The sequence below is a fragment of the Rhizobium lusitanum genome, assembly GCF_014189535.1.
Taxonomy (GTDB): Bacteria; Pseudomonadota; Alphaproteobacteria; order Rhizobiales; family Rhizobiaceae; genus Rhizobium; species Rhizobium lusitanum_C.
In genome coordinates this window covers 1,702,541-1,724,647 of the sequence record NZ_CP050308.1, presented here as the reverse complement: position 1 = coordinate 1,724,647, position 22,107 = coordinate 1,702,541, and the positions used below count along the sequence as shown (strand labels likewise).

Here is a 22,107-nt window from a genome sequence, read left to right as displayed (position 1 = left end):
GCTACGCATCCCTATCGCCTGATACGCGACGGTGCCGAGACAGAGTTGCGGACCACCAGATCGGGCAGCAGCAGGATTTCCGCCTCGGGGGGCTGGCCGTCCGACAGGAGCTCGAGCAGGAGCGCCATAGCATGCTTGCCGATAGCGGTGCGGGGCTGCCGGATGGTCGTCAGCGACGGCGTCATGAACACGGCCTGCGGCACATCGTCGAAGCCGGTCACTGAGAAATCTCTTGGAATGTCGTAGCCGCGTGCTTTCAGCCCGATCATCACGCCGATGGCGGTCTGATCGTTGACACACATGAAAGCCGTCGGCAGCGTGTCGCGCATGAAAAGCTGCTCGACGGCCAGTCGTCCGCTCTCGATGGTGCCGTCGCCTTCGAAGAGGATGCGGAGCTCGGTGCCGATCTCGGCGGCGTCCATCCCGGCCTCATAGCCCATGCGCCGCCGGCTATAGGCGAGACGAGTGCGAGAATCGCCGATGAAGGCAATCTTCCGGTGGCCTTCTGCGATCAGGAGGTCAACTGCCTTGCGGGCTCCGGCGATATCGTCGACGCCGACATAGGGAATGCCGCCGTTGAAGACCGGCTCGAAGACGCCGACGCTCGGCGGTAGACGCGCCGTCATCGTCTGGTGTCCGAAGGGCAGGATGCCGGTGAACAGGATTAGTCCCGCCGCCTGGTTGGAATTCAGGAATTTCAGATATTCCAACCCGCGCTGGGCGTCGTTCTGCGTGTGGCCGATCAGGATGCCGTAGCCGTGCGAACGCGCCTCATTTTCCAGTCCGATGAGGATATTGGAGAAATTGGGATCGCCGATATCGGGTGCTACGACCAGAATCATGTTCGACCGTCCGAGCCGCAGACTGCGCGCCATGGCGTTGGTCGTGTAACCGGTGACGGCAATCGCCTGGTTGACCTTCAGCCGCGTCGAGTTTGCGACTTTCTCCGGCATATGGATGGCCCGGGAGACCGTTGCGATCGAAACATTGGCAATTCGGGCGACGTCTTCGATGGTTGCGGGCGTGGAATTCGACACTGCGCTCTGCCTTGGGTCTCGTCTCGGACCGGACACTACACAGACTTCCGTGGAGGTCAAAGGCGACCGTGAAGAATTGTGCAATATCAACCGATGTAAACCTTTACATGCCATATGTAAAGGTTTACATAGCATGGAAAGTGGGTGGAGCCACAGGGAGGAAGTGATGGGTTCGGAGGCCGTCGATAGCGCGGTGGTGCTGTCCGCGAGGCGAATTTGCAAGTCCTTCAGTGGCGTGCAGGTTTTGTTCAGCGTCAATTTCGATCTTCGGGCCGGCGAGATCCATGCGCTCATGGGGGAGAACGGCGCCGGCAAGTCGACGCTCGTCAAGGTCCTTTCCGGTTTCGAGCAGCCAAGCTCCGGCGAGATCTTGCTCGACGGCAAGCCTGTGAAGCTGCCGCCGAATGGCGCCGCCGAAGCGCTCGGCATCGTCATCATCCATCAGGAATTCAATCTTGCCGAACATCTGACCGTCACCGAGAGCCTGTTTCTTGGCCGCGAGGTCACGCATTTCGGCGTGCTCGACCGCAAGCATATGCGGGCGGAAACGCGGCGCGTCCTTGACCTCCTCGGTTCGCATGTCGATGAGAATGCCATGATCGGCACACTGTCGATCGCCGACAAGCAGATGGTCGAGATCGCCAAGGCGATTAGCCGCAACGCGCGCATCGTCTTCATGGACGAACCGACCGCCGTGCTGTCGCGGGAGGAAACCAACTTCCTGTTCAAGCAGGTGCGCAAGCTGCGCGACCAGGGGACGAGCTTCGTCTTCGTCTCCCACAAGCTCGATGAGGTCATGGAGCTGACGGACCGGGTTACGGTCCTGCGCGATGGCCAATGGGTGAAGACATCGCCGACATCGCTGCTCGATGGTGAATCGATTGCCCAGTTGATGGTCGGGCGCGAGCTTTCCAGCCTCTATCCCGCCAAGCATGAACCTGACGTCGATGAAGAGATTGTGCTCAGCGTCAACTCGGTTTCGACGGGCTATGTCCAAGATGCGAGCTTTGAGGTGCGCAAGGGCGAGATCCTAGGCTTTTCCGGCATGATTGGGTCCGGGCGCACGGAGCTGATGGAAGCGGTGGTCGGGTTGCGCTCGCGTGTCGCCGGCGAGGTCATCGTCAACGGGCAATCCGTGCCGGCGCATGACGTTCACGCCGCGATCGGCTCCGGCCTTGCCTATATGACCAAGGACCGCAAATCCAAGGGTCTGCTTCTCAATTCGGGTATGACGGCAAACCTCACCCTGCAATCGCTCGATAGGCACGGCAAGTTTGGCTATCTCAGTGCCGCAAGCGAGGCCGATGCGCTTACGCGGGCGCGCCGTCGTTTCGATATCCGCGTGCGCGACGGCAATATCGTCGCCGGCCGCATGTCCGGTGGCAATCAGCAGAAATTGCTCCTGGCAAAGGTGATGGAGACAGAGCCGCAGATCATCATCATCGACGAGCCGACCCGCGGCATCGACGTCGGCACGAAACAGCAGATCTACCATTTCATTTCGGCACTGGCGCGCGACGGCCACTCGATCATCGTGGTCTCGTCGGAGATGCCGGAAGTCATCGGGCTTTGCACGCGGGTTGCCGTGATGCGCGAAGGCCGGATCGTCGGAGTGCTCGAAGGCGAGGAGATCTCCGAGCAGGAAATCATGCGCTATGCGGCGGGTCTGAAGAAAAAAGCGGCTGCCTGAAGCGGCGGCAAAAAGAGTACGGGCGAATTCCCAGGAATGATGGGACGGGAGGCTGGTTTTGGATATGAGCGTTGGCGAGGATAGTAGCGAGAAGACGGGTCGGCGGGGCCGTTCCTGGCGGGATGTCGATCTACGGGCAGTCGCACCGTTTGCAGCGCTGTTGCTGCTTCTGATCGTCGGCGCGTTGGTCAATCCGAACTTTATCGGCATGACCAATCTCACCAATGTCGCGACGAGATGCGCCTTTATTGCGATCATCGCAGTGGGAGCGACCTTCGTCATCTCGGCGGGCGATCTCGATTTGTCGGTCGGCGCGATGGTCGCCTTCGTTGCCAGCCTGATGATCCTCCTGATGAACTCGGGCGTCATCGCCGATCCAACCCTGATGTTGGCGGCGGCTGCGTTGTTCGCGATCGTCGCCGGTGTCCTGTGCGGTCTCGCCAATGGCCTGATCACGACCATGGGCAAGATCGAGCCGTTCATCGCGACCCTTGGCACCATGGGGGTCTACCGCGGCTTGACAACCTGGTTGTCGCAGGGCGGCGCGATCACTCTGCGCTCGGCCGAGGTGCAGGCACTCTACAAGCCCGCCTATTACGGCTCTGTGCTTGGTGTGCCGGTCCCGATCGTCGTCATCCTTGCCGTCACCTGTGTTGCGGCCTTCATTCTTTATCGCACCCGCTACGGGCGGCACGTCATCGCTGTCGGCTCCAGTCGCGACGTCGCGCGCTATTCCGGCGTGGCGGTCAATCGCGTGCGTACCATCGCCTTCATTATCCAGGGGTTTTGCGTCGCCATCGCGGTGCTTCTTTATGTGCCACGGCTTGGCTCTACATCGGCAACAACGGGTATTCTCTGGGAGCTTCAGGCGATCACGGCCGTCGTTGTGGGTGGAACGGCGCTGAAGGGTGGCGCGGGCAGGGTGTGGGGCACGATCTGTGGCGCCTTCATCCTCGAACTCGTCGGCAACATCATGCTGCTTTCCAATTTCATCAGCGAGTATCTGCTGAGCGCCATCCAGGGCGCGATCATCATTATCGCCATGCTGGTTCAGCGTTCGCTTGCGCGCAAATCGTGAATAACCGGGTCAGGGGGCGCCCGGTTCTTGTGACAAAGCCCTGTCTCTATCTGGGAGGATGAAACATGCGTAAAAGACTATTTGGTTTGGCGATCGTGATGGCGGCTCTGGCCGGCACGGTACATGCCGAGGACAAGAAGGTAACCATCGGCGTTTCCATTCCGGCGGCGGATCATGGTTGGACTTCGGGCGTCGTCTTCCATGCCGAACGCGTCGCCAAGCTCTTGATGGCGGAGCATCCGGGGCTCACCGTTATCGTCAAGACTTCGCCGGATCCGGCCAGCCAGGCCAATGCGGTGCAGGACCTCGAGACCCAGGGTATCGACGCCCTCGTGATCCTGCCGTCCGACCCCGATCCACTGGTCAACGCCATCAAGGAAGTCAAGGACAAGGGCAAGTTCGTGACGCTCGTCGACCGTGCGCCGAGCAACAACGATAATTCCGTCCGCGACCTCTATGTTGCCGGCAACAATCCGGCACTCGGCCAGACGGCGGGCGAATATATCAAGGCGACGACGCCGGATGCGCAGGTCGTCATCATCCGTGGTCTGCCGATCCCGATCGATCAGCAGCGCCAGGACGGTTTCGACAAGGGCATCGCCGGCTCGAACGTGAAGGTTCTCGACCGGCAATACGGCAACTGGAACCGCGACGACGCGTTCAAGGTCATGCAGGACTATCTGACGAAGTTCCCGAAGATCGATGTCGTCTGGTGCCAGGATGACGACATGGCCGTCGGCGTATTGCAGGCGATCGAGCAGGCCAAGCGCACCGACATCAAGTATGTCGTCGCCGGCGCCGGCTCCAAGGACATGATCAAGAAGGTCATGGACGGCGACAAGCTGATCCCGGTCGACGTGCTGTATCCACCGGCAATGGTGGGCACCGCGATGGAATTGACCGCTGCCCACTTCTACGATCAGGTTCCGGTTCGCGGCACCTACATCCTGGACGCGACCCTGGTCACCAAGGACAATGCCAAGGATTTCTACTTCCCCGATTCACCGTTCTGATCGGCTGATCCACGGGATTTCAACAGCTGTGCCCGCCGGTTCCGGCGGGCATTTCTGCGTGTTTTGCAACAAGCGTGCACAAAGTGCGACGATTTTTGCGGCACGTACCTCTTGCCGTCCACGGCGGGCCATGATTAGGTCGCGATGCATTCGACTTTCGGCCGGACGGCCCTATTGTTTTTCGAGGAAATTGCGTCTTGTTCATCTGGAACTGGGCGTTAAGATGGATCGGAAACGTTTACAGAACGCGATCAGGGAGGAATTACGCATGAAGACGATCAAGGGCCCAGGCCTGTTTCTTGGACAATTTGCAGGCGATGAAGCACCGTTCAATTCGTGGGATTCGATCACGAAATGGGCGGCCGATGCCGGCTATGTCGGCGTACAGGTGCCGACCTGGGCCGGCCAGCTCATCGATCTGAAGAAGGCGGCTTCTTCCAAGGATTATTGCGACGAATTCGCCGGTGTCGCGCGCGCCAACGGCGTCGAAGTGACTGAGCTTTCGACCCATCTGCAGGGCCAGCTCGTCGCCGTCCATCCGGCTTACGACGAAGCTTTCGATGGTTTCGCGGCGCCGGAAGTGCGCGGCAATCCGAAGGCGCGGCAGGAATGGGCTGTCGAGCAGGTGAAGATGGCGCTGACGGCTTCGAAGCACCTCGGCATCAAGGCGCATGCAACCTTCTCCGGCGCGCTCGCCTGGCCGTTCATCTACCCGTGGCCGCAGCGCCCGGCCGGTCTGGTCGAAACCGCATTCGACGAACTTGCGCGCCGCTGGACGCCGATCCTCAATCATGCGGATGAAAACGGCGTCGACGTCTGCTACGAGATCCATCCGGGCGAAGACCTGCATGACGGTATCACCTTCGAGATGTTCCTGGAGCGCGTGAAGAACCATCCGCGCGCCAACATGCTTTATGACCCGTCGCACTATGTCCTACAGTGCCTCGACTATCTCGACAACATCGATATCTACAAGGACCGGATCAAGATGTTCCACGTCAAGGACGCGGAATTCAATCCGACCGGCCGACAGGGCGTTTATGGCGGTTATCAGGGCTGGGTCGAGCGTGCCGGCCGCTTCCGTTCGCTGGGCGACGGCCAGGTCGATTTTGGCGCTGTGTTTTCGAAGATGACGGCCAACAATTTCGACGGCTGGGCCGTGGTCGAATGGGAATGCGCACTGAAGCATCCGGAAGACGGCGCGCGCGAAGGTGCCGAATTCGTCAAGTCGCACATCATCCGCGTCACCGAAAAGGCATTCGATGACTTTGCCGGAAGCGGCACGGATCAGGCGGCCAACCGGCGCATGTTGGGGCTTTGATCCCAACTCTTCTCCTCGCAAATGCGAGGAGAAGGTGGACTCGAGCGGGCGAGCGAAGCGAAACCGTGAGAGGACGGATGAGGGGCCTTCTCGATATTCATCGCGACGGCAGAGTTTGCCGGTTCAGCGGTAGCCCCTCACCCTGGCCCTCTCCCCGCACGCGGGGAGAGGGAATGATTGCGGCAAGCGATCGCATCCACACAATTCAATTATCAGGAGGAACCTATGGCAATCGAAGGATCATCGGAACAGACGCGCGAGCCGCGCATTCGGCTAGGCATGGTGGGCGGAGGTGCTGGCGCCTTTATCGGCGCGGTGCACCGCATCGCCGCGCGTATTGACGACCAGTTCGATCTCGTCGCTGGCGCGCTGTCGTCCTCGCCGGAAAAGGCGATTGCTTCCGGGCTCGATCTCGGGCTCGATCCGTCGCGCACCTATTCCAGCTATCGCGACATGGCGATCCGCGAAGCCAAGCTGAAGAACGGCATCGAGGCGGTATCGATCGTTACGCCGAACCATGTGCACTATGACGCCGCCAAGGAGTTTCTCCGCCGTGGCATTCATGTCATCTGCGACAAGCCGCTGACCTCCAATCTCGCTGACGCCAAGAAACTGAAAAAGGTGGCGGACGAAAGCGGTGCGCTGTTCATTCTGACGCACAATTACACCGGCTATCCGATGATCCGTCAGGCGCGCGAGATGATCGCCAATGGTGAGCTTGGCGATATCCGCATCGTGCAGGCGGAATATCCGCAAGACTGGCTGACGGAGAATATCGAGCAGTCGGGCCAAAAGCAGGCGGCGTGGCGGACAGACCCGTCGCAGTCGGGTGCTGGCGGTTCCACCGGCGATATCGGCACGCATGCCTATAATCTCGCCTCCTTCGTCACCGGCCTGGAACTTGACAGCCTCGCTGCCGATCTCGACAGCTTCGTCGAAGGCCGTCGTCTGGACGACAACGCCCATCTGCTGCTGCGCTTCAAGGCCAAGGGTTCCGAGAAGCCGGCCAAGGGCATGCTGTGGTGCAGCCAGGTAGCGCCCGGCCACGAGAACGGCTTGAAGCTCAGGGTCTACGGCACCAAGGGCGGCATCGAATGGACGCAGGCTGACCCAAACTATCTCTGGTACACGCCATTCGGCGAGCAGAAGCGGCTGATCACTCGCAATGGCGCTGGTTCGGGCGCTGCGGCTGCCCGTGTCTCGCGCATTCCGGCAGGCCATCCCGAGGGTTATCTCGAGGCATTCGCCACGATCTACACCGAAGCGGCGCGCGCTATCAACGCCGCCAAGAAGGGCGTAGCGCTCGATCCGGCGGTGATCTACCCGACCGTCGATGACGGCGTGAAGGGTGTCGCTTTCGTCGAGGCTTGTGTTGCTTCCTCAAAGCGCAACGGTGCCTGGGTCAAGCTTTAAGACCGAGCCATATCCAAGGCGGCGCAGGTCGCCGCCTTGGAGCCGGTTTTTGCTCAGGCAGCTATCGCTTGCTGTGGTTGCCGAAAGCTTGTAGCCGGCTCAATTTCGACGTCTGCAACGTTGCAGTTTTTCTTAGGCCGGCGCTGTACTTTGCCATTCGGCTTGGCTAAACCGCCGTCAACGAAGCCACAACAGACGGGATTCTCACCATGATCGATCCGAAGCTTCTCGCAGCCCGCTTTCCCGGCGATTTCACCTTTGGCGTTGCCACCGCCGCCTTCCAGATCGAAGGCGCCACCAAGGCGGACGGACGCAAGCCGTCGATCTGGGATGCCTTTGCCAACATGCCGGGCCGAGTTTATCACCGCGATAACGGCGATGTCGCCTGCGATCACTACAATCGGCTGGATCAGGATCTCGACCTGATCAAGGACATGGGCGTCGAAGCCTATCGCTTCTCGATCGCCTGGCCACGCATCATTCCCGACGGCACCGGCCCGATCAACGAAGCCGGTCTCGATTTCTACGACCGTCTCGTCGACGGCTGCAAGGCGCGCGGCATCAAGACCTTCGCGACGCTTTATCACTGGGACCTGCCGCTGACGCTGGCCGGTGACGGCGGCTGGACGGCGCGTTCGACTGCCCATGCCTTTCAGCGTTATGCCAAGACTGTGACGGCTCGCCTCGGCGACCGCCTCGATTCCATCGCCACTTTCAACGAACCCTGGTGCATCGTCTGGCTGAGCCACCTCTATGGCATCCATGCGCCTGGCGAACGCAACATGCAGGCAGCGCTTTACGCAATGCACCACATGAACCTCGCGCACGGGCTTGCCGTCGAGGCGATCCGCGCGGAAGCGCCGAAGGTGCCGGTCGGCATCGTGCTGAACGCTGCCTCGATCCTGCCGGGCTCCGATAGCGCCGAGGACAAGGCCGCGGTCGAGCGCGCCCATCAGTTCCACAATGGCGCCTTCTTCGACCCGATCTTCAAGGGAGAGTATCCGAAGGAGTTCGTCGAGGCGCTCGGCGACCGGATGCCTGAGGTTCTGGACGGCGATCTGAAGACCATCAACCAGAAGCTCGACTGGTGGGGCCTCAACTACTACAAGCCCGACCGCGTTTTCGACGATCCGACCAAGAGCGGCGATTTCCCCTGGACGACGGAAGCACCGCCGGTCAGTGACGTGAAAACCGATATCGGCTGGGAGGTCTATGCGCCGGGCCTGAAGCACGTCGTCGAGGATCTCAACAAACGCTACGAGCTGCCGGAATGCTACATCACCGAAAACGGCGCTTGCTACAACATGGGGATCGTCAACGGTGAGGTCGATGACCAGCCGCGCCTCGACTATTACGTCGAGCACCTCGGTATCGTCGCCGATCTGATCAAGGACGGCTATCCGATGCGCGGCTATTTCGCCTGGAGCCTGATGGACAATTTCGAATGGGCGGAAGGCTATCGCATGCGTTTCGGCCTCGTGCATGTCGATTACGAGACGCAGGTCCGCACGGTGAAGAAGAGCGGCAAGTGGTACAGCGAACTCGCCGCTCAGTTCCCGAAGGGGAACCACAAGGCGGATTGACGAGGTTCTACCTCTCCTTTTAGGGGGAGGTCGCCGCAAAGCAGCGGGTGGGGGTGACGCTCGGTATCCGCAATGATCACCCCACCCCGGACCTTCGGCTGACCCTCCCCATCAAGGGGAGGGTAGCTATCGCCCGAATCGGCGCTTCGGATTAAAGATCCTTATGGCCAATCCACTCTCCCTCTATGCGCTCTGCGGCAGCTTACGGCAGACCTCGACCAGCCGCAGGCTGCTGGAGGCTTTGAGTGCGGCATCACCGGCCGGCGTTTCCATCGAGATCTGTGATTTCATCGGCGATCTGCCGATTTTCAGTCCGGATGAGGAGGGCGACAGGACACCTGCCATTGTCACAACTTTTGCGGAGAAGATCCGCGTTGCCGACGGGTTGATCGTCTCCTGTCCGGAATATGTCCATGGCATTCCCGGTGGGTTCAAGAATGCGTTGGATTGGCTGGTCTCGCGCGATGAGGTGCCGTTCAAGCCACTGATGTTCGCGCATGCCTCGCATCGCGGCGATCTTGTGTTGGCGCAGTTGACAGACGTGTTGCAAACCATGTCGCTCCGCATCGTGCCGGAGGCTTTTCTGCGCGTTCCGCTTGCCGGCAAGAGCGATGAGGCGCAGACGGCGATGCTTGCGGAGGCGCAAGAAAGCGGCGCGCTGAGGGCTGCGCTCGACCGATTCACGCAGGCAATCCTCGCGGCGGCTTGATCGACCACCATGGCGATAAAAATACAACCCTTTCCTGTAAGAATCATAGGCTCGCTTTAACCGTTTCTTGAAGACCTGACGGCAGACTCCGCCGCTCAAGGAGAAGTGTGTTGGGAGCAGTTTTCAGGTCATTCGGGCGGGGCACGCAGCTCGGTCGTCATTCCATCGTGACGGCCGTTTTGTTTTCGTTCGCCCTGGTCGTCACCGTGGTCACGTTGATGGTGCTGACGGCGATCGGCCGGGTTGCGGATTACTCCAACAAGTTGGACGAGGAACGTTCGTGGGAAACCACGGCGGGCGCGCTCAAGACCTTCGAAGGCCAGCTCGACGCGACGCTGCACGATTATGCGGCGCGAGACGCGGCAGCCAGAAATGTCTACGCGGAAACCGGTCGGGAATGGATCGTCGACAATTACGGCGAGATGACCGCCGATGGCACCCTGTTCGATACGGCGCTGGTGGTCGATGAGAACAACACGCCGGTCATCGCCTATCGGGACGGCAAGCCGATGGCCGAGAAGGTGGGTGATTTCTTCGACGCCTCGATCTGGGCCCTTGTCGATCAGGTGCGCAAGACGCGAGTGACCAGCGAGCCGGAGGCGAGCGGCTATGTGACGACCGGCAGGGGCATCGCCGCCGTCGGCGTTGCGACGATCCGCGAAACATCCGGCCGCATCCCGGTGCCGGTGGGCAAGCGCCGTTACCTGATTTTTGCCCGGCATCTCGATGCCGCCAAGCTCAAGACGCTCTCCAATACCTATGTCATCAGCGGGCTGAGGCTGGTGCCGGCGGACACCCAGGCAGGCTACGCCGTCTCGATCGTCGATCCGCTGGGCAAGTCGCTCGGGCGGCTGGTCTGGAATTCTCGCGGACCGGGCGACACAAGCTACCAGCAGGCTCGTCCGCTGGTGCTCGGGGCTCTCGGCCTCGTCGGCATGTTCTTCCTGGTGCTGCTGATCCTGGGATCGCTGGCGGGGCGCCGGCTGCGGGCGGAGGAGGTGCTGGCACGTCAGGATTCATTGCGCGACCGCCTGAGCGGCCTTCTCAATCGTGAAGGGCTGCGTCTCGATGTCGATCGGCTGGTCGATAGCGCCCGCGCCGATGGCAGCAATGTCCTTTTGCTCTATCTCGACCTCGACGGCTTCAAGGAAATCAACGATGCCTACGGCCACGGCACGGGCGACCAGTTGATCCGCTCTGTCGCCGCTGGTCTCGATGTGCTGATCCCGCCGAATGCGACGCTGGCGCGGCTCGGCGGCGATGAATTCGCGATCGCCTTTCCCACCAGGGATCTGAACCACGCGCTGGCGCTCCAGCTTGCCGAACAGGTGCTGGATTTCTTTTCCGAGCCGCTGGAGATCGGCCGTCGCGTGATCGTCGTTGGCGCCAGTATCGGCATTGCCAGCTCGCCGGAGGGTCGGATCGACCGCGAGGAACTGGTGCGCCGCGCCGATCTCGCCATGTACAAGGCCAAGGAAGCCGGCCGCGCCCGCATGATCTGCTACGAGACGGCCATGGATACCGATCGCGAGGAGCGTAATGCGTTGGAGCTCGACCTGCGCAACGCCATCGAAAGGCAAGAGCTGACGGTTGCCTATCAGCCGCTGGTCGATGCAGTGAGCCATCAGATCACCGGTGTCGAGGCGCTGGTGCGCTGGAATAGGCCCGGTTACGGGCCGGTCTCGCCCGACGCCTTCATTCCCGTAGCCGAAACCAGCGGCTTGATCGAGGCGCTGGGGCTGCTCGTGCTGCGCAAGGCTTGTGCGGCGGCACGGCAATGGCCTGATCTGCGGATTGCCGTCAATGTTTCGCCAGGGCAGTTCCGCAACCCCGCCTTCGCCGACTATGTGCGTCACGTCCTGAAGGATGCGGCGATCGAAGCCGAGCGCGTCACGCTGGAAATTACCGAGGGCTACATGATCCAGAATCCGGAGCGCACCCGCCAGTCGATCGAGCGGCTGAAGAGGCTCGGCGTCAAGGTGGCGCTGGATGACTTCGGTTCCGGTTTCTCCTCGATCGGCTATCTCCGCCAATTTGGCTTCGACCGTATCAAGATCGACCGGTCGCTGACCATGGATGTGCTGACGGACAGCCACGCCCGCGAGATGCTGCAGGCGACGGTGGCGCTGGCGCGCGCGCTCGACCTTCCGGTGACGGCGGAAGGTATCGAAACCGAGGAGCAGGGGACTGCGCTGCAACTCTTCGGCTGTGACGAGTTGCAGGGCTACTTCTTCGGCAAGCCGATGCCGGAAGCCGAAATCAGCAGGCGGCTGGCCGTGCAAACGGCCCGCGTCCCGGACAGGGAACGCGATACCGCCGCCTAGAGCGGTTCAGCTTTTGCCAGAATCGCTCGGAAATCAGCCGCCGATATGCTCGTGGCCGCGCTTGCGGGCAAGGGCGATCTGGCGCTGCCGCTCGCGGTAGCGTTCGCGGTCTTCCTCGCTGCGCTCGTGATAGCAATGGCTACAGGAAACGCCGGCTTCATAGAAGGGCGAGGTGATCTCTTCCGCGGTGATCGGCTGGCGGCAGGCGTGGCAGAGCTTGTGATTGCCTTCCTTCAGGCCATGTTCGACGGAGACGCGCTCGTCAAAGACGAAGCAGGCGCCTTCCCAAAGGCTCTCCTCGGCAGGCACTTCCTCGAGATATTTGAGGATGCCGCCCTTGAGGTGAAAGACCTCGTCGAAACCCTGTTCCTTCATGAAGGCGGTCGCCTTTTCGCAGCGGATGCCGCCGGTGCAATACATGGCGATCTTCGGCTTGTTGTGCAGGCCGTCGTTCTGGCGCACCCATTCCGGAAATTCGCGGAAGGTCTTGGTCTTCGGATCGACCGCGCCCTTGAACAGGCCGATCGCCGTCTCGTAGTCGTTGCGCGTGTCGATGACGATAGTGTCGGGGTCGGAGATCAGCGCATTCCAGTCTTTCGGCGCGACATAGGTGCCGACGACCTTGGTGGGGTCGATATTCTCGACGCCCATGGTGACGATCTCTTTCTTCAGCTTTACCTTCATGCGCACGAACGGCATTTTCGACGCCCGGCTTTCCTTATGCTCCAGGCCGGAAAATTCCGGCTGGGCACGCAGGAAGGACAACACCGCGCCGACGCCCGCATCCGTGCCGGCGATGGTGCCGTTGATGCCTTCATGGGCGAGCAGCAGCGTCCCCTTGACGCCGTTCGCCTCACAGAGCGCAAACAATGGCTCCCGCAGGCTCTCAAAGCGCGGGACGGAAACAAAATGGTAAAGGGCCGCAACGAGAAATGCGCCACCTGCCTCGTGTCGCGAGGTCGAAAAGATGTCCGTCATGCCGTCGAAATACAATTTTGCGCGCCGTCAGGCAATCGGGATTTCTGTCTGGGCCTATCATCGGCGCCGCCGGCGCCCTGTCAGACCTTCACCCGCGCGGTCGATTTGCGCGGAATGAGCGTCGGAGCCGAAATCCGGATGCGATCATCTTCGGCGATCGTACTTGCGGCCAGCAGGTCGAGCGCTTCCGACGCGATTTGATCGAACGGTACCCGGAGTGTCGTGAGAGGAGTTGGCAAATGGCTGACGATGGGGATGTCGTTGTATCCGACGAGCGATATGTCGCCCGGAACCGAAAGCCCCATCTTCGTCAGCATCGAAAGGGCGCCAATGGCGGTATTGTCGTTCACCGCAAAAATAGCGGTCGGCCTGGCCTTCAGGTTCATGAGGGTGGCCGCCGCTTCCGCGCCCGAGTCGATGCCGAAGGTCGAGCCGACGACGAAATCCGGATCAATGTCGATGCCCGCCTCCAGGAGCGCTTGCTTGTAGCCCTCCACGCGCCCGCGACCGCTGGATGCATAGGATGGGCCGGCAATCAGGCCGATCCGCCGATGCCCAAGGTCGAGCAGGTGGCGTGTCGCAAGATAGCCTCCAAGCCGATCGTCGCCGACCGAGGACAGGCTGCGGCCGTCGGTTCTGAGTGCCAGCACGTAGGGCACGCCGCGCTCGGTCAGGATGGTTGGAAAGTCATCATCCTCGCGGGCGGTGGCAAGGATCAGCGCGTCAACGCCTCTATGGAGAAGCGATTCAGCCGCCAGCCTGTCCGCCTTCGGCCTGTCGTCCGTCGTCGCGACAATGGCAAATCGGCCTGAGCGGCTGCAGGCCTTGGCAAGCGACTCATAGAGCATGGCCATGACGGTGTCCGTCAATCGAGGAACGATCACCCCGACCGTCATCGTCTTGCCGCGCCTGAGGCTGGCGGCAGATACATCGCGTACATAGCCAAGATCGATTGCGATCTTCCTGACACGCCTGGCGGTCTCGTTATCGGATTGCGGAAGCCGCTCGTCGAGGATGCGGGAAACGGTCGATTTTGAAACTCCCGCTGCTGCCGCAACGTCATGAATCGTAATGCGTGCTGTTCGTAGCTTGTCTGTCTCGTCCACTGCCATCTGTCATCCTTAAGCCGCACCATCGCACGCAGCGCCTTTTATAAATGCCTCAAAATCACACTTGACTCCAGAGGTTTCGAAAACGATAGTGGGAACGTTCCCATTAACGATCCCAAAACGGAGGAGGATTCCAATGACGGTTCACGATCCCAAGCTTGCAACGGAAACGAAGACGTCGGTGATGGACCTGCGCGGCCTCAGCCCGGCGCCCGTCACAGCATTCACGAGGGATGGCAAGGTTGATTATGCCGCGAACGCCGAGTTGGCCCGCTGGCTGGTCTCCATCCAGGGCGTCAAAAGCCTCGTTTGCCTTGGCCATGCTGGTGAGGGCACGTTCCTGACGCAGGACGAGCAGGTCAAGCTCATCGAGACGCTGGTCGAAGCCGTGGACGGGCAAGTTCCGATCATCGCCGGCATCACGGGCGAAGGCACGGAGGTTGCCACCAAGGAAGCCAAGCGCGCGGCCGATGCCGGCGCCATCGGCGCGCTCGTCTATCCTTCCCACGGCTGGCTGCGGTTCGGATATCAGGACGGCGCACCGCAGGATCGCTACAGGGCTATCCATGAAGGATCCGGCTTGCAGTGCATCCTGTTTCAGTATCCTGATGTCACCAAGGCGACCTACAACCTCAAGACCCAGCTTGAGATCGCCGCCCAGCCGGGTGTCGTCGCCACCAAGAACGGCGTGCGCAACATGAAGCGCTGGGACACCGAGATTCCGGTTCTGCGCAACGAGTTTCCCGATCTGCAAATCCTCACGTGCCATGACGAATATCTGCTGCATACGATGTTCGACGTCGATGGCGCGCTCGTTGGTTATGGCAATGTCGCTCCGGAACTCCTGGTGAAGTTCATCGAGGCTGGCAAGGCGAAGGACTACGTCAAGGCGCGCAAGCTCCACGACCAGCTCCTGCCGGTGACCAAGGCCATCTATCATCGCGGCTCTCACATGGAAGGCACGGTGGCGCTGAAGATCGCGCTGGTCGCGCGCGGCATTCTCAAGAACGCCACGGTTCGCTCGCCGCTGCTCGATCTTTCGAAGGATGCGGAAGAGGAGATCAAGGCAGCACTCAGGTCCTCAGGCATCATCTGACGAACGAGATGCATGGTGGGTTCGGCGCACATGCGCCGGACCCGCGGCACTCTGTCCGCATCGACTGCTCAAGCCGAGGATCAAACCACCTAATTCGACCGAGAATCATGCATGAAGGCATCCGAGGAGGTGGCGTCAGCCACGGGGGCCTTCCAGAGGAGGGGAAAATGCTACATCAACCATCCGCGTTGAAAGAGGGCGTGCACTTCGACGGCCAGGCCGATATCGGTGCGCGCCTCGAACGCTTGCCGATCACCCGTGAGGTCTTCTGGGCCAGAAACATTGTCGGCGCGGCGACATTCTTCGATGGCTACACCGTCATTGCCATTGCCTACGCAATGCCGGTTCTCGTTCGCGAGTGGGGCCTTTCCCCGCAACAGACCGGCATGATCCTGTCGATGGGTTATCTCGGTCAGCTTGTCGGCGCGGTCTTCTTCGGCTGGCTGGCCGAAAGGCTCGGTCGTCTCAAGGTTTTGCTGTTCACCATTCTGCTCTTCGTCAGCATGGACGGCGCCTGCCTCTTTGCCGCAGGCGCCGGAACGATGATCCTCTTCCGCTTCGTTCAGGGAATTGGAACGGGCGGCGAGGTGCCGGTCGCCAGTGCCTATATCAACGAATATATCGGATCGAAGGGTCGCGGGCGCTTCTTCCTTCTTTACGAGGTCATGTTTCTCCTTGGCCTCGTGGGTGCGGGTCTGATCGGCTATCTGATGGTCCCGGTCTACGGCTGGAAAGCCATGTTCGCCGTCGGCATCGTCCCGGCGATCCTGATGATGCCACTTCGCTGGTTCATGCACGAATCTCCAAGATGGCTTGCATCCAAGGGCCGCTATGCTGAGGCCGACAAGATCGTCACCCGGCTCGAGAACAGTGTCCGCGCGGCCGGCAAGGAATTACCGGAACCGGCGCCGGTCGAGATCAACGCCAATGCCCGCCGCGAGTCCAATTGGCGCGAACTGTTCCAGGGGATCTACAGAAAGCGCACCCTGACCATCTGGGCCATGTGGTTCACATCCTACATGGTCGCGAACGGCACGATCACCTGGCTGCCGACCCTCTATCGCCAGACGTTCAACCTGCCGCTGGAGACCAGCCTGGCCTATGGGTTCATGACCTCGGTGGGCGGTGTCATCGCAGCGATCATCTGCGCGCTGCTGATCGATACGGTTGGCCGCAAGCGGTGGTATACCTGCGCTCTGATCCTCGCGCCCATACCGCTTGTCGTATTGGCTTTTCTCGGCGCGACCTCGGCCGAGCAGGTGCTCGTTTGTGCCGGACTTGCCTACGCGATCGTGCAGACGGTTACCTTTTCGCTCTACCTGTATTCCGCGGAAATCTACCCGACCCGGCTTCGTGCCATCGGTACCGGCGTTGGCAGTGCCTGGCTGCGGCTGGGATCCTCGGCGGGGCCGATCGTCGTCGGCTGGCTCATGGCTGATTTTGGGCTTCAGAGCGTGTTCGCAGCTTTTGCCGGGATACTTCTGTTCGGAGCGCTGATCACCGCGGTGTTTGCGGTGGAGACCAAGGGGCGCACGCTCGAGGAGCTGTCTCCGTAATCCGGTACGGCTGAAGCGTATCGTTGGTGACAGCCGGGGCCCAGGGGCGGGAGTCTAGTCTCCCGCTTCCAGCCAAAGCCGCTTGATCGTGCGCGCCTCGCGCTCCGGTTCGTCGGCGAAGACCCGGCGGGCTTTGGCAAGCGCTTCCTGGCGGGCTGTTTGCTGGCGGGAGATGATCGCCTCCAGCAGGCGGGCGCGGTCGTCGCTACCGTCGAAGAGAAGCGGCTCGCGGTCCGCGACTTCCGAAAGCATCGACAGATCGAGGTAACGGCCGAGGATGTCGACCAGTGCTTTGGCTTCGAGCTGCTTGGCGTGCATCGCCGCCGGCCAGATGTCGCGCAGCAGCGCATGCTGCATCCAGCAATCCTGGCTGCGTTTGCGCAGGTCGTGGAACTGGTCGGCATGGGCCTCGGCGTGGCATTCGGAAAGCGCCGCCTTCGCCTTGCGGCCGGTCTTGCGCCAGCTTTTTTGAAAGAGGCGGGCGGTTTCGCGCCGGCCGCATTCGAAGGAAGCGGTTTTCAGCGCCTCCAGTCCGTCGTGGCAGGTGGCAATCGCCGCCTTTGCCTTGTTCTCAAGATCGATTTCGGCTTCCGACAAGCGATCGCGCCTAGCCGTGAGCACCTTTGTGACGCGAGCGAGCGCCTTGGCCTCGTCCTTCGATGTTGCGGTTTCGTGCAGATAGCGGCTGGCCTCGATCAGCGCGGTAGCGTCACGAACGCCAGAGAGTGTCCTGGCCATCTCCCGCAGCCTGTCGTTTTCGTGCCGCTGGAATTCCGGCGTACGCCGGGCGATGAGCCGATAGAGCGCCCGCACGCGCTTGATGTGCTTGCGCGCCGCATGCACAGCCTCGTGTAATCCCCCCGGCCGATCTGTCAACGCCGCGATCGCCTTGCCGAGCTGTTGCGCCGCGACGGCGTGGACTTCGTCATCGAGGGCCTTGTCAGGCCGTATGCGATAACTCATCATATTCCTGTTCGAGCTGCGTCGCGAGCGCCTGGTTGGAATAGCGATATTCGCCGGTCACCTCGCGGCCGACCCAATCCGGCAGTTCCGGATCGTCGCTTTCGTCCTCCAGCTCGACCTCAGCGACCACCAGGCCGCGATGCGCGCCGCGAAAGACGTCGACTTCCCAGACGAACCCTTTGTAGGGCACCTTGTAGCGGATCTTCTCGATGATGGTCCCGATGGCGTTGCCGAGCAGTTCCTCGGCGTCGCCGACAGGAATCTCGTATTCGAACTCGTCACGCGTCATCGCTTTGCCGATTTTCATCGTCAAGGTCGCGATGGTGTCGTTGGTCAGCCGCACGCGTACGGAACGATCATCCATGGCGGCGACATAGGCCTGCCGCAGGATAAGCTTCTCGGAGGCGAGGTCGCGCCAATGCTCGCCGCGCACCAGAAACTTTCGTTCGATCTCTTTTGCCATATGCTCGACATGCTCCGTCAGCATCATATCCAGATAGACTAACGGAAGTTTTCGGGATTTCCTACCCGTTGCATCCAAACTTAGCTTTTGTCTCGACAAGGACCCTCGGGAAGGCTATTCGAGGACCCGATTTCAATCGTTTTAAGGGAGCGCGCCGACCATGGGCGAGAAAACCGAAAAGCTTCTTTCCATCCTGAAACTGCAGCCCGTCGTTCCCGTTCTCGTCGTCGAGGATGCGAAGTCGGCGGTGCCGCTCGCCCGCGCGCTTGTCGCCGGCGGCCTGAAGGCTATCGAGATCACGCTGCGCACGGCCGGCGCGCTCGATGCCATCCGCGCCGTTGCCGAGGAAGTCGAAGGCGCCGAGGTCGGTGCCGGCACGATCCTGAACGCTGCCCAGTGGGATGCCGCCATCGAGGCCGGCTCCAAATTCATCGTCAGCCCCGGTACGACACAGGAATTGCTGGACATTGCCCGCACCTCCGACGTGCCGCTGCTGCCGGGTGCGGCAACCGCGAGCGAGGTCATGGCGCTGCGCGAGGAGGGCTATAAGGTCCTGAAGTTCTTCCCGGCTGAGCAGGCCGGCGGTGCCGCCTATCTCAAGTCGCTGTCCTCGCCGCTCGCCGGCACGCTGTTCTGCCCGACCGGCGGGATTTCGCTGAAGAACGCCCTTGATTACCTGTCGCTGCCGAACGTCATCTGCGTCGGCGGCTCCTGGGTCGCGCCGAAAGAGCTGGTCGCTGCCGGCGATTGGGCCGGGATCACCAAGCTCGCCGCCGAGGCGGCCGCGCTGAAGGGCTGAGCTCCCAAAAAGTTTGATCGAAGGGCGTGCATGGGTTCCATGCGCGCCCTTTTTGCATCCGATGGATTTGTATTTGCGGCCGCACTTCCTATCTCACTCTGGCTATAACAAGGACGGAGGACCACCCATATGATCGACGCCCGCAAGCTTTTGGACCAATTTCTGGGATCGCAGGTTCCGGGACTGCAAGGAAGCGTGAAAGACAAGGCGACGCAGGCCATCAATATCGCCAGGGACAACCCGATGGCGACCAGCGCGATCGCCGGTGTGCTGCTCGGAACCAAGACCGGGCGCCAGGTTGCCGGTAATACGCTGGTTCTCGGCGGGCTCGCCGCCATCGCCGGGCTCGGCTACCAGGCCTACAAGAATTATCAGGCCGGCAATGCGCCGGCGCCACAGCCCACGCAGCAGCAGGCGGAGCCGCAATTTCTGCCGCCGCCGTCGAATTCCGGCTTCAGCACCGCTCCGGCGGTTGCCAGCAATGATTTTGCCCTTTCTCTCGTCAGCGCCATGATCGCGGCGGCGCGCGCCGATGGGCATGTCGACGATGCGGAGCGGCAGCATATCCTCGGCAAGGTGCAGCAGGCGGGTGTCGGCTCGGAGGCGGAAGCCTTTTTCGAGCGCGAGCTTGCCAACCCCGTCGATCTCGACACCATCGTCGCCTCGGCTCAGACCGAGGAGCAGCGCGTACAGATCTATACCGCATCGCGCCTGGCGATCGAGCCGGATTCGCGTGCCGAGCGTGGCTATCTCGATCTTCTCGCCGGCAGGCTCGGTCTTGCCGATGCGCTGGTCGATCATATCGAGGCGACAGTCTCGAGCGCCAAGGTCTGATCGTAGGCGTGAAACAGGGCCGGTTGCCTTTCGTGGGCGGCTGGCCTAAGCCTTCGCCCGACAATAAATGGCGATGCGCGAGGGATTGGTCATCTTGACGGATAAGAACAGCGAAACCCGCTCAACGGCCATCGCCGCCGCGATCATCCTGCTGGTGGCCATGGCGCTCTTGTACTTCATGCCGGATGTCATCGTTCGGCTCGGCGATATCTCGCCCTGGCTCGGCACCGGCTTCGGTGTCCTGGTGATCCTCGCCTTCTTCCTGGTCTTCTGGCTGAGAGCCCGTTACCAGCGGCGCAGGGACCTGTAATCGATCAGGTTTGCAGCGAGGCGCCGAGCAGCACGACGCCGGTGCAGATCACCAGCAGCGCACCACAAATCTCTATGCCATTGCCGACCCATGCCGAGAGCTTCGAACCACGTCCGGTGAAGTGCACCGCCGCGCCCTTGGCGAAGACAGCGATGATGGCGAGCAGCGAGACGGTTAGCGCTGTGCCGATCGACATGGCAAGGACGGACAAAAGGCCGCCGAGATAAAGCCCGTTCAGCATTGAGAAGGTCATGACCAGCAGCGCGCCGGAGCAGGGGCGCAGGCCAACGGTGATGATTGCCGACCAGGCTTCGCGGGCGCTGAACTTTTCGTTCGACAGCATTTTCGGATCGGGCAGGTGCGAGTGGCCGCAAGTCTCGCAGACCATGCCGTTGTCGAGTTCATGGGCCGGATCGTAGCACTGATACTGGCTGCTCGTTTGCGGCGCGGCGCGGAGACGGGAGAGTTTTTTCGCAGGCCCCGGTTCGTCCGCGAAGAGCGACATGCTGATCGGGCCTGCCGATGTCGCGAGTTCTACCTCCTGGCGCTGCGGTCGGCTCTGGATCATCGAGCGCAGCTTGCGGAACAGCAGCCAGCCGCCGAACAGGATCACCATGACGAAGCTGGTGATCTCCATGGCGTTGGTGGCCATGGTCATGGTGATGCCCGAGCCGCGCAGGACGAAATAGGCCACACCGACGAGGAGAACGGCGACGAGGCCCTGGATGAGGGCCGAGATGAAGGAAATGACGATGCCGCGCTTCAGCTCGATCTCGTTGGCGACCATGTAGGAGGAGATGACCGCCTTGCCATGGCCGGGACCGGCTGCGTGGAAGATGCCGTAGGCGAAGGAAAGGCCGATCAGCGTCCAGAGCTGCCAGGGATCCTCGCGCATGGCTTCTATCGACTTGGTGAGCGCTCGGTAGAAGGCCTGCTGTTCGTAATTCACATAGAGGAAGATCGGCGCCAGCGGTCCGCCGATCGGCTGGAAGCTTGGTTCCGCCGTGCCGATGCCGAGCGGCGATCCGGTGGCATGGGCAAGGCTCGCCGCTGCCAGAAAGGCGAGCACTGCAGCCGGAACCAGCCTCCATATCCGCGCTATCAGCATTGAACGTCTATCCGCGTTGCAAAGAGTTTCGACATGGTCGTTCCGGTCGGGTCATTGAAGAAGGCGTCCGTCAAGGTCGTCTTATTCTCGGCAATGACTTCGTCCGGATTGGGGCGCACGACCTGCTGCTTGCAGTCTTTGAAAGCGGCACCCTCGGTCACCAGCTCATTGTCCGTGGGGAAGTCGATCGAGGTGTAAAGCGTCGGATCGTAGATACCGAAGCTGAGCTTGTTGCCCTTCAGCGGCATGGTCTCGGACGGCTTGACGGCGAAGAACATCAGCAGCTGCCCGTCCTGATAGTCGACATTGATGACATCCGGCTTGTTGACCTTGATGGATTTGCCGTTGAGCGAAAGGTTTGTGTAATAATCGTAGTCGGCCAGTGAATCGCGCACCGTCTTGCCGACTTCCTTAAGCTCGTCCGGGTCGAGTTTCAGATTGGTGTTCTTGTCGAAATCCATCAGCACCGAGGAGGAGAAGACCTCGTCGAAGCGCCAGACATTGCGCAGCTCCTGCACGTTGCCGTCGGCGCCGGCCAGCACTTCGAGGCGAGCTTCGACGAAAATATGCGGATGCGCCGATGCCGCGACAGGCGCAAGCAGCAGGCCTCCAGCCAGGACGGCGGCTTTGACAGGGATGGATTTTTTCATGCGTCCGATGTGCTTCGCGAGCATTGATTCACTTAGACTTCTGGTCAGGAAATAAGACGGAATTGGGACCGCC

20 protein-coding genes are annotated in these 22,107 nt (G+C 61.3%); 13 read left to right on the top strand and 7 right to left on the bottom strand.

Going from position 1 to position 22,107, the window contains the following annotated elements:
- Window positions 1-11: 11 nt before the first annotated feature.
- Complete coding sequence (locus HB780_RS22080; RefSeq protein ID WP_183696571.1) at window positions 12-1,037, bottom strand: LacI family DNA-binding transcriptional regulator; 1,026 nt, start codon at window positions 1,035-1,037, stop codon at window positions 12-14.
- 166 nt (window positions 1,038-1,203) lie between these two features.
- On the opposite strand from HB780_RS22080, the gene HB780_RS22075 reads away from it, so the two are divergent.
- The 8 genes from HB780_RS22075 to HB780_RS22040 all read left to right on the top strand — a co-directional run bounded on the left by HB780_RS22075 (window position 1,204) and on the right by HB780_RS22040 (window position 12,168).
- Window positions 1,204-2,727, top strand: a complete 1,524-nt coding sequence (locus HB780_RS22075; RefSeq protein ID WP_183696569.1) for a sugar ABC transporter ATP-binding protein — start codon at window positions 1,204-1,206, stop codon at window positions 2,725-2,727.
- A 64-nt stretch (window positions 2,728-2,791) separates the two neighbouring features.
- On the top strand, window positions 2,792-3,805 hold the full coding sequence (locus tag HB780_RS22070; protein WP_183697364.1) for an ABC transporter permease: 1,014 nt from the start codon (window positions 2,792-2,794) through the stop codon (window positions 3,803-3,805).
- Between the two features lie 65 nt (window positions 3,806-3,870).
- On the top strand, window positions 3,871-4,818 hold the full coding sequence (locus tag HB780_RS22065) for a substrate-binding domain-containing protein (RefSeq protein ID WP_183696567.1): 948 nt from the start codon (window positions 3,871-3,873) through the stop codon (window positions 4,816-4,818).
- A 268-nt stretch (window positions 4,819-5,086) separates the two neighbouring features.
- Window positions 5,087-6,139, top strand: coding sequence for a sugar phosphate isomerase/epimerase family protein (locus HB780_RS22060; RefSeq protein ID WP_183696564.1), 1,053 nt, complete (start codon window positions 5,087-5,089; stop codon window positions 6,137-6,139).
- Window positions 6,140-6,364: 225 nt separating this feature from the next.
- Entirely contained in the window at window positions 6,365-7,552 is a 1,188-nt protein-coding gene (locus tag HB780_RS22055; protein ID WP_183696561.1) for a Gfo/Idh/MocA family protein, read from the top strand.
- A 209-nt stretch (window positions 7,553-7,761) separates the two neighbouring features.
- The gene (locus tag HB780_RS22050; RefSeq protein WP_183696558.1) at window positions 7,762-9,135 is read left to right on the top strand and encodes a GH1 family beta-glucosidase; all 1,374 of its coding nucleotides are present in this window, start codon (window positions 7,762-7,764) and stop codon (window positions 9,133-9,135) included.
- 163 nt (window positions 9,136-9,298) lie between these two features.
- Window positions 9,299-9,844: an NADPH-dependent FMN reductase gene (locus HB780_RS22045; RefSeq protein WP_183696555.1), complete on the top strand. Its 546-nt coding sequence runs from the start codon at window positions 9,299-9,301 to the stop codon at window positions 9,842-9,844.
- A 110-nt stretch (window positions 9,845-9,954) separates the two neighbouring features.
- The gene (locus tag HB780_RS22040) at window positions 9,955-12,168 is read left to right on the top strand and encodes a bifunctional diguanylate cyclase/phosphodiesterase (protein ID WP_183696553.1); all 2,214 of its coding nucleotides are present in this window, start codon (window positions 9,955-9,957) and stop codon (window positions 12,166-12,168) included.
- 33 nt (window positions 12,169-12,201) lie between these two features.
- Here the strand turns inward: HB780_RS22040 and HB780_RS22035 are convergent, their stop codons facing one another.
- Window positions 12,202-13,146 (bottom strand): oxygen-dependent tRNA uridine(34) hydroxylase TrhO, encoded by a 945-nt coding sequence (locus HB780_RS22035; RefSeq protein WP_183696551.1) that lies wholly within the window; start codon window positions 13,144-13,146, stop codon window positions 12,202-12,204.
- 80 nt (window positions 13,147-13,226) lie between these two features.
- Window positions 13,227-14,258 (bottom strand): LacI family DNA-binding transcriptional regulator, encoded by a 1,032-nt coding sequence (locus tag HB780_RS22030; protein WP_183696548.1) that lies wholly within the window; start codon window positions 14,256-14,258, stop codon window positions 13,227-13,229.
- 133 nt (window positions 14,259-14,391) lie between these two features.
- On the opposite strand from HB780_RS22030, the gene HB780_RS22025 reads away from it, so the two are divergent.
- Together HB780_RS22025 and HB780_RS22020 are read left to right on the top strand one after the other, a co-directional pair.
- Window positions 14,392-15,351 carry a dihydrodipicolinate synthase family protein gene (locus HB780_RS22025; protein ID WP_183696546.1) on the top strand — a complete coding sequence of 320 codons (960 nt, stop codon included), beginning with the start codon at window positions 14,392-14,394 and terminating at the stop codon, window positions 15,349-15,351.
- 167 nt (window positions 15,352-15,518) lie between these two features.
- Complete coding sequence (locus HB780_RS22020) at window positions 15,519-16,907, top strand: MFS transporter (protein WP_183696543.1); 1,389 nt, start codon at window positions 15,519-15,521, stop codon at window positions 16,905-16,907.
- A 54-nt stretch (window positions 16,908-16,961) separates the two neighbouring features.
- Here the strand turns inward: HB780_RS22020 and HB780_RS22015 are convergent, their stop codons facing one another.
- Both HB780_RS22015 and HB780_RS22010 read right to left on the bottom strand, forming a co-directional pair.
- Entirely contained in the window at window positions 16,962-17,870 is a 909-nt protein-coding gene (locus tag HB780_RS22015) for a CHAD domain-containing protein (protein ID WP_183697361.1), read from the bottom strand.
- A complete protein-coding gene (locus HB780_RS22010) occupies window positions 17,848-18,333 on the bottom strand; it encodes a CYTH domain-containing protein (protein ID WP_183696540.1) in 486 nt (161 codons plus the stop codon). The genes HB780_RS22015 and HB780_RS22010 overlap by 23 nt, the downstream gene beginning before the upstream one ends.
- A 160-nt stretch (window positions 18,334-18,493) precedes the next feature.
- Here HB780_RS22010 and HB780_RS22005 point away from each other — a divergent pair, with 160 nt between their 5' ends.
- From HB780_RS22005 to HB780_RS21995, 3 genes are all read left to right on the top strand, one after another.
- Window positions 18,494-19,132, top strand: coding sequence for a 2-dehydro-3-deoxy-phosphogluconate aldolase (locus HB780_RS22005; protein WP_183696537.1), 639 nt, complete (start codon window positions 18,494-18,496; stop codon window positions 19,130-19,132).
- A 129-nt stretch (window positions 19,133-19,261) separates the two neighbouring features.
- Entirely contained in the window at window positions 19,262-19,966 is a 705-nt protein-coding gene (locus HB780_RS22000) for a tellurite resistance TerB family protein (protein WP_183696535.1), read from the top strand.
- Between the two features lie 67 nt (window positions 19,967-20,033).
- On the top strand, window positions 20,034-20,276 hold the full coding sequence (locus tag HB780_RS21995) for a hypothetical protein (RefSeq protein WP_183696533.1): 243 nt from the start codon (window positions 20,034-20,036) through the stop codon (window positions 20,274-20,276).
- A 4-nt stretch (window positions 20,277-20,280) separates the two neighbouring features.
- Here HB780_RS21995 and HB780_RS21990 read toward each other — a convergent pair whose 3' ends face one another.
- Together HB780_RS21990 and HB780_RS21985 are read right to left on the bottom strand one after the other, a co-directional pair.
- Entirely contained in the window at window positions 20,281-21,384 is a 1,104-nt protein-coding gene (locus HB780_RS21990; RefSeq protein ID WP_183696530.1) for a nickel/cobalt transporter, read from the bottom strand.
- Window positions 21,378-22,034 carry a DUF1007 family protein gene (locus HB780_RS21985; protein WP_183696528.1) on the bottom strand — a complete coding sequence of 219 codons (657 nt, stop codon included), beginning with the start codon at window positions 22,032-22,034 and terminating at the stop codon, window positions 21,378-21,380. The genes HB780_RS21990 and HB780_RS21985 overlap by 7 nt, the downstream gene beginning before the upstream one ends.
- Window positions 22,035-22,107 lie beyond the last annotated feature (73 nt).

Coding starts and splice junctions, on each gene's coding strand:
- HB780_RS22075 (WP_183696569.1), top strand. CDS start 1,204: ATGGGTTCGGAGGCCGTCGATAGCGCGGTGGTGCTGTCCGCGAGGCGA.
- HB780_RS22070 (WP_183697364.1), top strand. CDS start 2,792: ATGAGCGTTGGCGAGGATAGTAGCGAGAAGACGGGTCGGCGGGGCCGT.
- HB780_RS22065 (WP_183696567.1), top strand. CDS start 3,871: ATGCGTAAAAGACTATTTGGTTTGGCGATCGTGATGGCGGCTCTGGCC.
- HB780_RS22060 (WP_183696564.1), top strand. CDS start 5,087: ATGAAGACGATCAAGGGCCCAGGCCTGTTTCTTGGACAATTTGCAGGC.
- HB780_RS22055 (WP_183696561.1), top strand. CDS start 6,365: ATGGCAATCGAAGGATCATCGGAACAGACGCGCGAGCCGCGCATTCGG.
- HB780_RS22050 (WP_183696558.1), top strand. CDS start 7,762: ATGATCGATCCGAAGCTTCTCGCAGCCCGCTTTCCCGGCGATTTCACC.
- HB780_RS22045 (WP_183696555.1), top strand. CDS start 9,299: ATGGCCAATCCACTCTCCCTCTATGCGCTCTGCGGCAGCTTACGGCAG.
- HB780_RS22035 (WP_183696551.1), bottom strand. CDS start 13,146: ATGACGGACATCTTTTCGACCTCGCGACACGAGGCAGGTGGCGCATTT.
- HB780_RS22030 (WP_183696548.1), bottom strand. CDS start 14,258: ATGGCAGTGGACGAGACAGACAAGCTACGAACAGCACGCATTACGATT.
- HB780_RS22025 (WP_183696546.1), top strand. CDS start 14,392: ATGACGGTTCACGATCCCAAGCTTGCAACGGAAACGAAGACGTCGGTG.
- HB780_RS22020 (WP_183696543.1), top strand. CDS start 15,519: ATGCTACATCAACCATCCGCGTTGAAAGAGGGCGTGCACTTCGACGGC.
- HB780_RS22015 (WP_183697361.1), bottom strand. CDS start 17,870: ATGAGTTATCGCATACGGCCTGACAAGGCCCTCGATGACGAAGTCCAC.
- HB780_RS22010 (WP_183696540.1), bottom strand. CDS start 18,333: ATGGCAAAAGAGATCGAACGAAAGTTTCTGGTGCGCGGCGAGCATTGG.
- HB780_RS22005 (WP_183696537.1), top strand. CDS start 18,494: ATGGGCGAGAAAACCGAAAAGCTTCTTTCCATCCTGAAACTGCAGCCC.
- HB780_RS22000 (WP_183696535.1), top strand. CDS start 19,262: ATGATCGACGCCCGCAAGCTTTTGGACCAATTTCTGGGATCGCAGGTT.
- HB780_RS21995 (WP_183696533.1), top strand. CDS start 20,034: ATGGCGATGCGCGAGGGATTGGTCATCTTGACGGATAAGAACAGCGAA.
- HB780_RS21990 (WP_183696530.1), bottom strand. CDS start 21,384: ATGCTGATAGCGCGGATATGGAGGCTGGTTCCGGCTGCAGTGCTCGCC.
- HB780_RS21985 (WP_183696528.1), bottom strand. CDS start 22,034: ATGAAAAAATCCATCCCTGTCAAAGCCGCCGTCCTGGCTGGAGGCCTG.